Consider the following 13,681-nt stretch of genomic DNA (forward strand, 5'->3'; position numbering starts at 1 on the left):
GCTAAAAAGCTCCCCTCGCGGGAGGGAAGCTCATTTCAGATAGATGTACCACCAGTTCTTCACCGCTTCGGAAATGAGCGGCGTGTGTTCCAGGATTGCCCCCGACAAGATCGAGGAATCGATTCTGTCCTGCACAAACGGGATGGGCAGCATGGCAAAAACATAGAGCAGGAAAAAGAGGATCAGGTAAAATTCCACAAATCCGAGTGCAGCCCCTGCAAACGCGTTTACCGACCCGAGGACCGGCAAGTATTTCAGGAAATCGAGCATCGACGACAGCAGCTGCAGGACGAGCTTGACGGCCATGAAAATGAAGACGAACGCAAGCAGCCTGTAGAATGTCTGGTCAAAGTCGATGCTTCCAAATGCGATCTTCAGGGAATTGCCGGCTTCCACCGCCGGATAGGGGATCCAGAGGACAAATTTCTCGGCAAGCGGCTTGTAGTAGACCCAGGCCACGATGAGCGCGACGATGAAACTGACCATATGTATGAACTGGACGATCAGGCCGCGCTTGAAGCCGGCGATCAGTCCTCCGAGCAGAACAAAAACAATGATTAAATCAAGCATGCGCGTCAACCCTTCAGCAATTTCAGTTCATTTTCAAGCTCTTTGATCCGATCTTTGAGCTTGATAGCATCGTTCACAGTGTTCACTGCCGTCAACACGGCAATTTTCGTTGTATCGAGCGACCGATTTTTCGAGGAGATTTCGCGCATCATGTCATCCACGAGCGTAGCGACGAGGCGCATATGGCTGCCGCTCTCCGTTCCGACCATCTGGTACGTCTGGCCATAGATTTCAACGGCCACACGGATTTTTTCCGGTTCAGTCACTCCCGCCACCTCCTTGAAAAATCCTATACACCATAATACCATGAAAGCAGATTCAATGTGTAGGACGGAAAACGGCCCGATGTCCTTTTTGCGGACCGGCCGGATCTGCACGGGATGGAAGGATGAGAAGATGTCGAATACGGTCATTAAGATGGACACTGTGCAGATGCAGCGGCTGATGGACCACTATGCGGATTCAAGGGTCGAACGCCGGGCGCCGGGCGTCGTGTTCGCCGCAAAGACGGGCGGAGCGGCGATCACGGCCTACAAGTCCGGAAAGGTGATGTTCCAGGGAGCAGCCGGTGAAGCGGAAGCGGCAAAATGGGCATCATCCGCAGGCGCGGAGTTGTCCGCTGCAGCCAAAAAGCCGGCGGCGAAGGGTGATCGCCTGCCTGACGGGCTGGCCCGGATGTCCGTGCTCGGATCGGACGAGACGGGCACGGGGGATTTCTTCGGCCCTGTGACGGTGGCTGCTTGCTACGTGCCGGCTGATAAAGTCGCGCTCGCAGAGGAGCTCGGCGTCAAAGATTCAAAGATGCTCAACGACCCGCTCATGCGGCGCATCGGGCCGGAGATCAAGGCGGCCTTCCCGAACAGCGTCCTCGTGCTGCCGAACGAAAAGTACAATACCGTGCAGGCAAGCGGCTGGTCACAGGGGAAGATCAAGGCGCTTCTGCACAACCAGGCGCTCCGGCATGTCCTGAGGAAGTTGGACGGCGAAAAGCCGGACTACATCCTGATCGACCAGTTCGCCGAGCGCGGAATCTACTATCGGCACATTGCCGGCGAACCGGAGATCATCCGGGAGAATGTACTGTTCTCGACAAAGGCGGAGAACCTGCACGCCTCGGTCGCCTGCGCATCGATTCTCGCCCGCGTCGCCTTCCTGGAGGAAATGGACCGCCTGAGCGGACTGGCCGGTACCACGCTGCCAAAAGGTGCCGGCAAGCCGGTGGACGAGGCGGCGGCGAAGATCCTGCTCCGAAAAGGAGACGAATTCCTCGCCTCGATCACGAAACGGCATTTCGCCAATACCGGAAAAGCTGCGGCGCTTGCAGCAAAGAGACGGACCCGCTGACGGATTGACGGGAAACAGTTCCCGGGATGCTCTTCCGAAAGCCCGGTATAGGACGAATCGGACTCTTGGCAAGCGCAATCGGTCTCCAAGACGGACGAATCAATCTCTTAGACAGGCGAATCGGTCTTAGCAGAAAAAACGCCCTGCCGGGAAAATCGGCAGGGCGTTTCATTTTGATCCGATCAGCTGCGCACTTTCGCGCCTTCGGCTTCGAGTGCTTCGATGACGCGGTGGTGGACTTCGGTCACTTCTTCATCGGTCAGCGTATGTTCCGGGTCCTGGTAGGTGAGGGAGAAGGCGATCGACTTCATGCCTTCCTCCATCTTGTCCCCTTCATAGACATCGAACACGCGGACTTCCTTCAGCAGGTTTCCGGCGCTCGAGCGGATGGCGGATTCCAGCGTTCCGGACTCCGTCGGCTTGGTCACGACGAGTGCCACGTCCCGGCTGACCGAAGGGAATTTCGGTACCGGCCGGTAAAGAAGCGGCTCATTCTCTTTGCGGAGCACTTCTTCCAGGTTGAGTTCCATGACGACCGTGTCTTTCAGGTCACGCGCCTTCTGTTCGGACGGATGGAGCTGTCCAATGATGCCGACACGTTCTCCGTCCAAGAGCACATCAGCCGTCCGGCCCGGATGCAACCCGGCCATTTCCCCTTTTCGGAATGACAGCCTGCCGGTCAGGCCCAGCAGGTCCAACATGCCTTCCACGATGCCTTTGACCGCATAGAAGTCGACCGGACGCTTGCTTCCCTGCCATTCGCTTCCCGACCAGTCGCCGGTGATGACAGCCGCGGCATGCTCCACTTCAACCGGCAGGCCGTCTGCGCCTTCGGCAAGGAAGACAGACCCGGTTTCATAGAGTGCGACGGAGCCGGCCTGCCGTGCCGTGTTGTAGGTGGCCGCCTCGAGCAGATGAGGCAGGAGGCTTTGGCGGAGCGTGCTCCGCTCTTCGCTCATCGGCATGAGCAGCTTCGTCACGGGAGCTGTGTCCAGCGCGAACTTCTGGGCTTCCTTTTCGGATGTGAGCGAGTACGTGATGGCCTGATAAAGCCCGGCCCCTTCCAGGAAGCGGCGGACCACGCGGCGCTTCGCCTGATACGGATTCAGCCCGCCGGGAATCGACTCGGCGACCGGAAGTGTCTTCGGAATTTCATCGTAGCCGTACAGCCGGGCGATTTCCTCAACGATGTCTTCCGGAATGGCGATGTCCCCTCTTCGTGTCGGAGCATCGATGACGAACAGGCCGTTCACGGCTTCATAAGGGAACTGGAGGCGGCCGAGAATCTTCTCCATGTCTTCAAACGGGATCTTCATGCCGAGACGCTCATTGATGAAGTCCGGGGAGACCGTCACGCGGACGGGCTCTTTGTCCAGTTCGTCGAACAGGACCGTGCCGGCCATGACTTCCCCGCCGGCCAATTCTTCCATGAGGGCCGCTGCGCGCTCGCCTGCCGCCAGCACGCGGTTCGGATCAACGCCTTTTTCAAACCGGGTGCTGGCATCGCTGCGGAGTCCGAGTTCCCTGGACGTTCTGCGGACGGACGCAGGGTCAAACCAGGCCGCCTCGATGACGACGGACGTCGTGCCGTCATGCACTTCCGAGTTGGCACCGCCCATGACGCCCGCAATTGCGACCGGCTCGCGGCCGTTCGTGATGAGCAGATGGTGCGGCTGGAGCTTGCGTTCCGCACCGTCGAGGGTGACGATCGTCTCTCCTTCCCCGGCATGGCGGACGACGATTTCACCGGTTCCGAGCCGGTCATAGTCAAACGCATGGAGGGGCTGGCCGTATTCGATGAGGACATAGTTCGTGACGTCGACGATGTTGTTGAGCGGACGGACACCCGCCGCCATCAGCCTCGCTTTCAGCCAGTCCGGCGACTCGCCCACCTTGACGTTGCGGACCACCTTGGCCCCGTAGAGCGGGTTGGCTTCCGGTGCATCGATCCGGAGGTTCAGCATTCCGGATGCCGGATCCCCGGTTTCGCCGTGGGAAGTGTCCGGAAGCTTCACTTCCTGCGACAGGATTGCGCCGGCTTCATAGGCGACGCCGAGCATGCTGAGGGCGTCCGCGCGGTTCGGCGTCAGATCGAGTTCGAGCACCGTATCGTCGAGCCCGAGGATCGCCAGGGCGTCAGATCCGGGTTCCGCCGATTCCGGCAGTACATAAATGCCGTCCGCGTACGCCTTCGGCACGACTTTCCCGTCGAATCCGAGCTCCTGCAGCGAGCAGATCATCCCGTGCGACTCTTCTCCACGGAGTTTTGCCTTCTTGATCTTGATGCCGCCCGGAAGCCGTGCTCCCGGACGGGCGACGACGACATGCTGTCCCGCAGCGACGTTCGGTGCCCCGCAGATGATCTGTACGGGCGCTTCTTCGCCGACATCCACCCGGCAGACATTCAGCTTATCCGCCTGCGGATGCTTGCTGCATTCCAGCACATAGCCGACGACGATGTTCTTCAGGCCTTCCGACCGGTCGTCCACGGCGTCGACTTCAATTCCGGACCGGGTGATCTTCTCTGCGAGTTCGGCCGGAGACACTTCTCCGATGTCCACGTAATCGTTCAGCCAGTTCAATGATACCTTCATCTCAAAATTCCCTCCTCAGCCTTCCGCCCTGTGGAACTGGGCAATGAAACGGACGTCGTCCGTGTAGAAATGACGAATGTCGTCGATGCCGTATTTCAGCATGGCGATCCGCTCTGGACCCATGCCGAATGCAAAGCCGGACATGACGTCCGGATCATAGCCGCCCATCCGGAGAACGTTCGGATGGACCATTCCCGCTCCGAGGATCTCGATCCAGCCTGTGCCTTTGCAGACGTTGCAGCCTTCTCCGCCGCATTTGAAACAGGAGATGTCCATCTCGACGGACGGCTCGGTGAACGGGAAGTAGCTCGGGCGGAGCCGGATCTCCCGCTCCTCCCCGAACATTTTCTTCGCAAAGCGGTCCAGCGTCCCCTTCAGGTCGCTCATCCGGATGTTTTCCCCGACGACGAGCCCCTCGATCTGCGTGAACTGGTGGGAGTGCGTGGCATCGTCGTTGTCCCGTCGGTACACTTTCCCCGGGCAGATGATCCGGAACGGCTGGCCTTCCTTCGCTTCCATCGTTCTTGCCTGGACCGGCGAAGTATGGGTGCGGAGCAGGACATCTTCGGTGATGTAGAACGAATCTTGCATGTCCCGGGCCGGGTGCCCCTTGGGCAGGTTCAGTGCCTCAAAGTTATAGTAGTCCTTCTCGACTTCCGGGCCTTCCGCGACTTCATAGCCCATGGAAATGAAGAAGTCCTCGATCTCCTCCACGATGCGTGTGAGCGGATGATGGTTTCCGGTTCCGGCAGGCGTCCCGGGCAGTGTCACATCGATCGCTTCCGCTTCCAGCTTGCGCGATACCGCTTCTTCTTCAAGTACGGCCATGCGTGCCTCGAGCACCTCCGTCACCTTGCCGCGGACTTCATTGACGAGCGCGCCCATTTTCGGACGTTCTTCCGCAGGCAGTTTGCCCATGCCTTTGAGCAGGTCGGTGATCGGGCCTTTCTTGCCCAGGTACTTGACCCGGATGTCGTTCAGCGACCTGACGCTGTCCGCCGAACGGATGGCGCCGAGCGCCTCCTCCTTCAGTTGATTCAGTTGCTGCTCCATTCAAATTGCTCCCTTCGAGAAAAAAATAAAAACCCCGCCCCTATAAAAGGGACGAGGCTGAATTCGCGGTACCACCCTGATTGCCGCAGACACTTGCGGCCACTCGGACAGGATAACGGCCTGTTCGCCGGCCCGCCTTTACAGCAGCTGCTGGTCCCGGCGGCAACTAGCGGGGTGAACTTCGACGGCATCCGGCCGCCCGCGCTTCCAGTCAATGGCGCAGGCTCCCTGTCGGCAGATGGGGACGTCTACTCTTCCCGCTCAATGTTTTTCGATTATTCATTCCCAGTATAGCCGAAGCTGCGCGGCCGGGCAAGCCGTTTTATTCTTTGAGGGCGTACAGGAGAATGCCGGCCGCGACCGCGACGTTCAGCGACTCGGCCTGTCCTCGGATCGGAATCATGAGTCGGCGGTCCGCCTTGGCGAGCAGGCCGGGATCCACCCCGCTTCCTTCATTTCCGACGACCAATGCAAATTCATCGCTCCGTCCCGGCTCATCGTACGGAACCGCACCTTCAAGCGCGGTTCCGTATACCGGGATCCCCGCTTCCTTCAGCCGGTCGATCTCTCCACCGAGTTCGCCCCGGATGACCGGAATATGGAAATGGGACCCCTGCGCAGAACGGACGGTCTTCGGTGCAAACGGATCTGCGCACCCTTTCCCGAGAAAGACGGCATCGATGCCCGCCGCGTCCGCCGTCCGGATCATCGTGCCGACATTGCCGGGGTCCTGCACCGCGTCGATGAGCAGCACCGACTTCCATGCCTGCTTCTCCGACTCGTCGTAGGAAGGGGTCTTGCACTGCGCATAGACGCCTTGCGGATGCTCCGTGTCCGTGATCTCTTTTTCGACATCCGGCGTAATTTCGATCAGTTCCACGCCCGCTGTATCCCAATGCACCGGCAGGTCCGTTCCTTCCCGAAAAATCAAGGCGAGCACGCTTCCCCCGCTCTTCAGCGCCTCTTCCGCAAGATGCTCGCCTTCCACGAGGAACTCTTCGGTCTTGTCCCGTTCCTTTCTCGTGTTCACGAGCTTTTTCCAATGTTTCACGAGCGAATTCTGCGTTGATTCAATCCGTTTCAATGCGTCTGCCACCTTCTTGGTCCTTAATGAATCCAGTTTATCAAACGGGACGTATAGCCGGCGAGCGAAACGGACAAAATGCGCGCAGGAGGGTGATGAAGATGAATTTCCAGATCCGTGACGCCATTTCCGCCAACATGACCGGCAATTCAGCCCAGGACATACAGGGTGTGATCGATGATGCCATTACCCGCGGCGAAGAGCATCTGCTTCCGGGGCTCGGCGTATTTTTCGAGAAGTACTGGCAGCAAGCCGATCAGGCGGAAAAAAACAAAATCACATCAGGACTTGAAGCCGTGTTCGGCAACAAGGTCCAGTGAAATGGGAAGGGCCGTCCGGGGAAAACCGGACGGCCCTTTCTGTAGAGGTCTCACAATACCGACGCCAGCACGGCCTTCTGGGCGTGCAGGCGGTTTTCCGCCTGGCGGAACACATGGGAATTCGGACCGTCGATGACCGACGCGGCCACTTCTTCCCCTCGGTGCGCGGGCAGGCAATGGAGGAACATGTAATCCGGCTTCGCATGGGCCACCATGTCATCATCCACCATGAAGCCCTTGAACGCCTCCAGGCGCTGCGCCGTTTCCTCCTCCTGCCCCATGCTCGTCCAGACGTCCGTGTAAACGGCATCCGCCTGTCTCACCGCCTCGGCCGGCTCGGAAGTCCAGGAGACATGGCCGCCGGTCGAACCGGCGATCGCAGTCGCGTGCTCCATCACATCCGGAGACGGCTCATAGCCTTCCGGCGTCGCCACGGAAATTTCCATGCCGCTGTGCGCGGCCGCCAGGATCAGGGAATGCGCGACATTGTTCCCGTCGCCGACGTAAGCGATCTTCCGGCCCTTCAGGCCGCCCTTCACCTCACGGACCGTCAGCAGGTCGGCGAGTGCCTGGCAAGGATGGTAAATGTCCGTCAGTCCATTGATGACGGGAATGGCCGCCACGTCCGCCAGCTCCCGGACCATCGTATGCTTGTTCGCACGGATCATGATGGCATCCAGGTAACCGGAAAGGACGTGGGCAGTATCGCTGACCGACTCTCCGCGGCCGATCTGAAGATCACGCGAATTCATGAACATCGCATGGCCTCCGAGCTGGATCATCCCGGATTCGAATGAAATCCTTGTGCGAGTCGAATGCTTCTCAAAGATCATCCCAAGAATTTTCCCGGCCAGCAGCTTCGGATAGCGTCCTTCCTTCGCCAGCTTCTTCAGGACATATCCCAGTTCGACAAGCCCTTCCACTTCCTCTGTCTTCAGTTCTCCGAGCGTCAGGAGGTCCTCTCCCTTCAGGCTCTCCACCAGCGTCATTTCCTGCATTCCTGTCATGAACATGAGACCGCCCCTTCCTCATTCATCTTATTGAATGATTATACATTTGTATGTATATTAAGGCAAGCGGATATTTATGCGTCTTTTGAATCAATTCTCCGAACAAATCGAAACTGCCCCGCAGGTCGGCATAGACCCGCGGGGCAGTTTGCATCTCAGCTGAAGGTGATCCGTTCAACTGTTTCGTCATCAAGTTTTTTGATCACTTCAATCAGAAGCTTGACGGCGTGTTCATAGTCTTTCTTATGGAGCATTGCGGCATGGCTGTGGATGTAGCGGCTCGGGATGCAGATGGCGAGGGACGGCACCCCTTCGTTCGCAAGGTGGATCGAGCCGGCATCGGTGCCGCCGCCGGGAATCAGTTCGAACTGGTATGGGATCCCGTGCTCTTCGGCGGTGTCGACGACGAGATCTCGGAGGCCTTTATGGGACACCATCGAGGCATCGTATAAAACAATCTGCGGGCCGCTTCCGAGCTTCCCTTCCGCTTCTTTGGAGGAGACACCCGGCGTATCGCCGGCAATGCCGACATCCACCGCAAACCCGATATGCGGCTTCACTTTCCTGGCTGCCGTGCCGGAGCCGCGCAGTCCGATCTCTTCCTGCACCGCCCCGACGCCGAACACGGTATTCGGGTGGGATTCCTTCTGCAGTCCGCGGAGCACGTCGATGGCGATGGCACAGCCGATCCGGTTGTCCCATGCCTTGGCCAGCAGGTAATCCGGATTGTTCATGACGGTGAATTCAAAGTACGGCACCGCCATATCCCCGGGCCGGATGCCCCATTCGAGGGCCTCTTCTTTGGAAGATGCACCGATGTCGATGAACATGTCCTTGATGTCGACCGGCTTTTTGCGCGCTTCCGCCGAGAGGATATGCGGAGGCTTCGAACCGATCACGCCGGTCAGCTCCCTGCCTTCGCGCGTGACGATCGTGACACGCTGGGCCAGCATGACCTGGGACCACCAGCCGCCGACCGTCTGGAAGCTGAGAAAGCCTTTATCGTCGATTTTGGAAATCATGAAGCCGACCTCATCGAGGTGGCCCGCCACCATCACGCGGGGGCCTTCTCCGCCCTTCTTCTCGGCGATGAGTGAGCCGATCCCGTCATATCCGATCGAGTCCGCAAACGGTTCGATAAAGCGTTTCATCACTTCGCGCGGTTCGCGTTCATTGCCCGGGGTGCCTTTCGCATCCGTCAGGTCTTTCAGCATCTGAAGCTGATCATCAAGCTGCGCCATTCTTTCGACCTCCTAATCGATTGTGAACGGTCTCATTATAGAGGAACGGCCTTCTCTTTTCAAAACATTTCGTTATCGCGGCGGACACGGTTCTGCCGCACGCAGGCCCGTCTCCCGTTCAAGCTTCCTGACAAAGCGGTCGGGTTCATCGAGCCGGATGCGGACTTGGTCATACTTCTTCCGGATCCCCATGAACAGCACGGCCTCGCACGGGCGGGCGAGCCTGAGGACGGCATGCGGCGGAAGCGTCTCGAAATCACGCGCAATGAACTCGATCGTGCCGTCCTGAGTCTTCGGCGGGCTGTCCCGGCTGATCAGCTCGATTGCGGCAATGTCACCGTACCGGATGCTCATCCGCTTCGACAGGCCGAGCGAGAGATAAAGCGAATCGCCGTCAAACTGGACGGGCGTGAGGACGACCGCCCGGATCTCCGCGATGAAATACACCACTGAATAAATATTGAGGAGGAGCAGGATCACCGAGAGGACGAGCGACCGGTCATGCAGCCACCAGTGGATGCCGAGGGTTTCAATGACGATGGCATGGATGAGCATGACCTGAAATGCGATGTAACTGGTTTTTCGATGAAGAGTGAAACTCCGCTCCCCGGAAGGAGGATGCTTTTTCCAGGACGCAAATGCATAGTAAACCATGAGCATCTCAGAACAGATGGCCTGGATGAGCGGGTGCTTCCGAACGTGCCTGTCGACGGCTGCGGGAAATGAGAACAGCCACGGTGCGCGGTCCGACCGCGCCGACCGGATGATCGACGGCAGGTAGACAAACAGTGAGGCCAGCAGGCAGACCTCCAGGAGGAGCAGGGCGCCTTCTGCTGCGAAGCCCGCCCAGGTGAGCGTTTCGAATCTCCCGAGGGATTCTGCAGGAATGATGAACCGGGCAGCAATCAGACCGATTGCCGCCCCTGCCAAAAAGGATTTCCATGTGAACTTCTTCCTCCAGGCAAGATACAGCAGCGGGGCCACGATCGCGAAGTCCACAAGCGAACCTGCGACGACACCGTGCGTTGCCGCACCCTCAAGAACACGGCTGCCGATTCCCGTCCTGTACAATATCGTGTTGGATGCTAGCACCAGAAGCAAAAGCAGAAGCCAGACCGATTGGGTTTGATGCCGGGTTTTCTCCAACTCTCTCCCTCCCCGATTTCCCTCATGTTTTTGAACATTATAACAAGATTCCGGGTACACAGCGGACGTCCGGCCCGTGTAAAAAAGGATGAAATGTGAATCTTCGCCCCAGCTGAATTCAGCGGTTCCGGGAAACAGCGTCCTCATCCACATGCGCACGGAGACGGGTCCGTGTACACCTGCTCCGTGACTGGCAATCTTGATGATGATACATTTAAGGTAGTCCGGCCAAGTAATGAATGAAATGGAGCGACATCATGCAGGTTTTCGTTTATCTGATCGTTTTCTTCTCGTTCTTTGATCTGTTCAGCCAATTGCCGGTCATGAGCCCGCACGCCCTGGCACTCGGGGCGACCCCATTCGTAACCGGGCTCGTCGTCGGGATTTATTCTTTCGCCAACACGGTCGGCAATGTCATATCGGGGTTTGTCACCGACCGGAAAGGCCCATTCATTGTACTCATCAGCGGTCTCGCTCTTTCGTCCGTTGCCCTGTTCCTCTACGCGTTTGCCACAGACCCCGAGGCGCTTCTCACAGTCCGGGTGCTCCACGGCTTCATGGAAGGGCTGATCGTTCCGGCGGCATTCACGTTCATCGCAAACCGTGCCGAGGGATCGAAACGCGGACGGAAAGTCGCGCTTTCCGGAGCGTTCGTCGGACTGGCAGCCATAGCCGGTCCGGCTACGGGCGGGATTCTTGCTTCGACACACGGCGCCCCTATCATCATGACCCTGAACGGCTGCATCATGATGATCCTCGCCGTCACGGCATTTTTCCTGCTGCGCACCGGACCGTCACACCGGAAGACCCCCGGAAAGACTGCGGACACCCGGTATCCGGTCCGGAAACTTTTCGGGAATAAAGGTGTCATGCGCGCGTTTGCAGGCGCATTTTTCCTCATGTTCTCACAGGGCGTACTGGCACTGGTCCTCCCGCTGAAAGTGGAAGCGCTCGGATATGACACGAAAACGAGCGGCATGCTGCTCAGCATATTCGGTCTCGTGGCGATCCTCATCTTTGTCCTTCCGACGAACCGGCTGTTCGACCGGCTACGGCCGATGTCCACCCTGGCCTTCGGAATCACGGTGATGGGGATCAGCATGCTGTTCCTTTCCGTTTCGTCCGGCATGCTCCCCCTCTATGTGAGCATGATGCTGTACGGTTCCGGTTTTGCTTTCCTGTTCCCGTCCATCAACTCCCTGCTCATCGATTCCACGGAAGCCGAGTACCGGGGCAAAGCCTACGGATACTTTTATGCGTTTTTCTCCATCGGGGTCGTCGCGGGTTCGGGGCTGATCGGGTGGCTCGGCATCGGGTTCAAGGGCGCGTTCACGCTGACGGGCGCCCTTATGCTCGCCGTTGCACTGTACATTGTCACAGGACTGTCCAGTGTACGCAAGACCGGCCGGACTTCGGAAAACCGCGTATAAAAACGGGCGCCCCCACCGCATGATCCAATCATTATGCGATGGGGGCGCCCGTGTCTATTTTCATCCGGATCTCATTATGACGGATCCCGGAAACGCACCATGTGCTGATGAGACACGGTCCGATGGTCCGTTTCGAACGAATATTGGTTCCAGACGCTGGAATCACTTGAGGTTTCTTCGGTTTCAAGCAGGCGGAGTTCATTCGGTTTCAGCGTCATGATCCTGGAATCGATCACTTTCATTTCTTTGTTGCTGCCGCTCAGGGCACGGATCTTCACCTGTACTTCCTTTGTTTCGCCTGAATGGTTCTTGACGAAAAACTGGTTGCTGTACGGGGCGCTCCGGCAACTTGCATTATAGCGCAGGCATCCTCTTTCCGAACTGACCAGCACCACGGAAAACTCCTCTGCATCGGCATTCTCAGTATTCGCCATCGCTTGATCGATCGATGCGGCAAAGGCTATTTTTTTGCCGGTGGGCGCTGCGACCAACGAGTTGGCCAATAGAGCCGCCGCAAAGCCCAATGCAATGTAGTTCACCGTTTTGGGATCATGTACCGACTTCTCCATCTGCCTGCCCACTGTGAACGTGGTCAGCAAATTCGCGAGCAGGACGACGCCAGCGACAATAAGGGGGATCGCCAGACTGATGATCGTCTCCAGTGTGGTCTGGAAAATCGGAAACCCGTATTTGTTGAATAAATAAATTTGGATCAATAGACTGCCGAGTGTCAGCAGAATGAGCAAGATGCCTGGAAGCTTCCAGGCTATCTGATCCCGCTTTCCTTTTTTGTAATCAATCGCGGTCACTAAAGTCCATATGAATGGAGCCGAAAAAACCAGAATTGAAATCATCACGAACAGCATTTGGACCCTCCGTTCCCTTACTCCCTATCTGGTTTACGGAACTTTGCAGGAAAGGTTTCATTTCACGGCGCCGGCCATATTCACGGCAGCAAGCCCAACGTTTCGGACAAAAACACATAAAAGCCGCCCGGACAGGCATCTCTGCCTGTCCGGGCGGCTCTATTGGAATAACCGTGATCAGTTGAGGATCTTCACTTTCACTGTCTTGGAACCCCACTGGAGTGCACGTTCCTTATTCGGGATGAATACATCGATGCGGTTGCCTTTGATCGCGCTGCCTTTATCTCCGGCAATCGCTTCCCCGTATCCCTCAACCCAGACTTTCGTGCCGAGCGGGATGACGCTTGGATCAACGGCAATGACTTTGGCATTCGGGTTTGCCCGGAGATTAATGCCGGTTGCCGTCACGCCGGAACAGCCCGCACAGTATGCGGTGTAAGCCGTGGCACGGACAGACAGTTCACGTGATGCCGACGGAGCAGGTGCGCTCGTCTGGGTTGCGGAGCTTCCTGATTTCGCCGGTGTTCCGGATTTCGCTGGCGTTCCGGAAACCTTCAGCCGGTCGCCCGGATAGATCAGGGTGCTGCCGAGCCCGTTCAGGGACATGAGAGTATTGACGCTCATGCTGTGGTTCGTTGCAATTCTGTAAAGCGTATCACCGCTTTTTACTGTATATGTTGCGGCCGATGCAGCCGGTTTGGACGCTTGTACGGGCTGTTTTGCAGGCTTTTGCGAAACAGCCGGTGCCTGGTTTTGGCTAGTCACGAGAACTTCGCCGGGATAAATGAGATCAGAGGAAAGGGAGTTCCACTGTTTCAATTGTCCGACCGTGACCGAATTCGCCTGCGAGATCGACCAGAGCGTGTCCCCTTTGGCTACCGTGTGTTCTGCTGCGGAGGCAGTTCCAACTCCTGCCCCGAGAGTAAGTGCCGCAGTCAGTGCAATCAAACTTTTTTTCATAGTTTGGATGTCTCCTTTCTTCAACGACACCCACTCTACCACGCCAATGTTTCAGGAATATGA

13 protein-coding genes and 1 other annotated feature are annotated in these 13,681 nt (G+C 57.7%); of the genes, 3 read left to right on the top strand and 10 right to left on the bottom strand.

Features of this window, described 5'->3' with window-relative positions; translation table 11 throughout:
- Window positions 1-30 precede the first annotated feature (30 nt).
- Window positions 31-570, bottom strand: coding sequence for a CvpA family protein (locus tag B0B07_RS08095; RefSeq protein ID WP_076757943.1), 540 nt, complete (start codon window positions 568-570; stop codon window positions 31-33).
- A gap of 5 nt (window positions 571-575) precedes the next feature.
- A complete protein-coding gene (gene zapA / locus B0B07_RS08100; protein ID WP_076757945.1) occupies window positions 576-836 on the bottom strand; it encodes a cell division protein ZapA in 261 nt (86 codons plus the stop codon).
- Between the two features lie 130 nt (window positions 837-966).
- Here zapA and rnhC point away from each other — a divergent pair, with 130 nt between their 5' ends.
- A complete protein-coding gene (gene rnhC / locus B0B07_RS08105; RefSeq protein ID WP_076758424.1) occupies window positions 967-1,914 on the top strand; it encodes a ribonuclease HIII in 948 nt (315 codons plus the stop codon).
- Between the two features lie 182 nt (window positions 1,915-2,096).
- On the opposite strand, the gene pheT is transcribed toward rnhC, so the two are convergent.
- The 3 genes from pheT to B0B07_RS08120 all read right to left on the bottom strand — a co-directional run bounded on the left by pheT (window position 2,097) and on the right by B0B07_RS08120 (window position 6,645).
- Entirely contained in the window at window positions 2,097-4,508 is a 2,412-nt protein-coding gene (gene pheT / locus B0B07_RS08110) for a phenylalanine--tRNA ligase subunit beta (RefSeq protein WP_076757956.1), read from the bottom strand.
- A 15-nt stretch (window positions 4,509-4,523) separates the two neighbouring features.
- Window positions 4,524-5,561: a phenylalanine--tRNA ligase subunit alpha gene (gene pheS / locus B0B07_RS08115; RefSeq protein WP_076757958.1), complete on the bottom strand. Its 1,038-nt coding sequence runs from the start codon at window positions 5,559-5,561 to the stop codon at window positions 4,524-4,526.
- A 44-nt stretch (window positions 5,562-5,605) separates the two neighbouring features.
- Window positions 5,606-5,835, bottom strand: a binding site (T-box leader).
- Window positions 5,836-5,883: 48 nt separating this feature from the next.
- Entirely contained in the window at window positions 5,884-6,645 is a 762-nt protein-coding gene (locus B0B07_RS08120) for a TrmH family RNA methyltransferase (protein WP_076757960.1), read from the bottom strand.
- 101 nt (window positions 6,646-6,746) lie between these two features.
- Here B0B07_RS08120 and sspI point away from each other — a divergent pair, with 101 nt between their 5' ends.
- A complete protein-coding gene (gene sspI, locus B0B07_RS08125; protein WP_076757962.1) occupies window positions 6,747-6,965 on the top strand; it encodes a small acid-soluble spore protein SspI in 219 nt (72 codons plus the stop codon).
- 50 nt (window positions 6,966-7,015) lie between these two features.
- On the opposite strand, the gene argF is transcribed toward sspI, so the two are convergent.
- From argF to B0B07_RS08140, 3 genes are all read right to left on the bottom strand, one after another.
- Entirely contained in the window at window positions 7,016-7,978 is a 963-nt protein-coding gene (argF, locus tag B0B07_RS08130; RefSeq protein WP_407643866.1) for an ornithine carbamoyltransferase, read from the bottom strand.
- Window positions 7,979-8,130: 152 nt separating this feature from the next.
- Window positions 8,131-9,216 carry a M42 family metallopeptidase gene (locus B0B07_RS08135; RefSeq protein WP_076757964.1) on the bottom strand — a complete coding sequence of 362 codons (1,086 nt, stop codon included), beginning with the start codon at window positions 9,214-9,216 and terminating at the stop codon, window positions 8,131-8,133.
- A 72-nt stretch (window positions 9,217-9,288) separates the two neighbouring features.
- Window positions 9,289-10,362 (bottom strand): beta-carotene 15,15'-monooxygenase, encoded by a 1,074-nt coding sequence (locus tag B0B07_RS08140; protein WP_076757967.1) that lies wholly within the window; start codon window positions 10,360-10,362, stop codon window positions 9,289-9,291.
- A 257-nt stretch (window positions 10,363-10,619) separates the two neighbouring features.
- On the opposite strand from B0B07_RS08140, the gene B0B07_RS08145 reads away from it, so the two are divergent.
- A complete protein-coding gene (locus B0B07_RS08145) occupies window positions 10,620-11,792 on the top strand; it encodes an MFS transporter (protein WP_076757969.1) in 1,173 nt (390 codons plus the stop codon).
- Window positions 11,793-11,866: 74 nt separating this feature from the next.
- Here the strand turns inward: B0B07_RS08145 and B0B07_RS08150 are convergent, their stop codons facing one another.
- Window positions 11,867-12,658, bottom strand: coding sequence for a hypothetical protein (locus B0B07_RS08150; RefSeq protein WP_076757971.1), 792 nt, complete (start codon window positions 12,656-12,658; stop codon window positions 11,867-11,869).
- A 177-nt stretch (window positions 12,659-12,835) separates the two neighbouring features.
- A complete protein-coding gene (locus tag B0B07_RS08155; RefSeq protein WP_076757972.1) occupies window positions 12,836-13,618 on the bottom strand; it encodes a LysM peptidoglycan-binding and 3D domain-containing protein in 783 nt (260 codons plus the stop codon).
- Window positions 13,619-13,681: the final 63 nt, after the last annotated feature.

Origin of the sequence: Edaphobacillus lindanitolerans, from assembly GCF_900156305.1 — a bacterium.
GTDB lineage: Bacteria > Bacillota > Bacilli > Bacillales_A > Planococcaceae > Bhargavaea > Bhargavaea lindanitolerans.

Excerpts from the sequence above, each read along its gene's own strand:
- B0B07_RS08095 (WP_076757943.1), bottom strand. The coding sequence starts at position 570 with ATGCTTGATTTAATCATTGTTTTTGTTCTGCTCGGAGGACTGATCGCC.
- rnhC (WP_076758424.1), top strand. The coding sequence starts at position 967 with ATGTCGAATACGGTCATTAAGATGGACACTGTGCAGATGCAGCGGCTG.
- pheT (WP_076757956.1), bottom strand. The coding sequence starts at position 4,508 with ATGAAGGTATCATTGAACTGGCTGAACGATTACGTGGACATCGGAGAA.
- pheS (WP_076757958.1), bottom strand. The coding sequence starts at position 5,561 with ATGGAGCAGCAACTGAATCAACTGAAGGAGGAGGCGCTCGGCGCCATC.
- sspI (WP_076757962.1), top strand. The coding sequence starts at position 6,747 with ATGAATTTCCAGATCCGTGACGCCATTTCCGCCAACATGACCGGCAAT.
- argF (WP_407643866.1), bottom strand. The coding sequence starts at position 7,978 with ATGTTCATGACAGGAATGCAGGAAATGACGCTGGTGGAGAGCCTGAAG.
- B0B07_RS08135 (WP_076757964.1), bottom strand. The coding sequence starts at position 9,216 with ATGGCGCAGCTTGATGATCAGCTTCAGATGCTGAAAGACCTGACGGAT.
- B0B07_RS08145 (WP_076757969.1), top strand. The coding sequence starts at position 10,620 with ATGCAGGTTTTCGTTTATCTGATCGTTTTCTTCTCGTTCTTTGATCTG.
- B0B07_RS08150 (WP_076757971.1), bottom strand. The coding sequence starts at position 12,658 with ATGCTGTTCGTGATGATTTCAATTCTGGTTTTTTCGGCTCCATTCATA.
- B0B07_RS08155 (WP_076757972.1), bottom strand. The coding sequence starts at position 13,618 with ATGAAAAAAAGTTTGATTGCACTGACTGCGGCACTTACTCTCGGGGCA.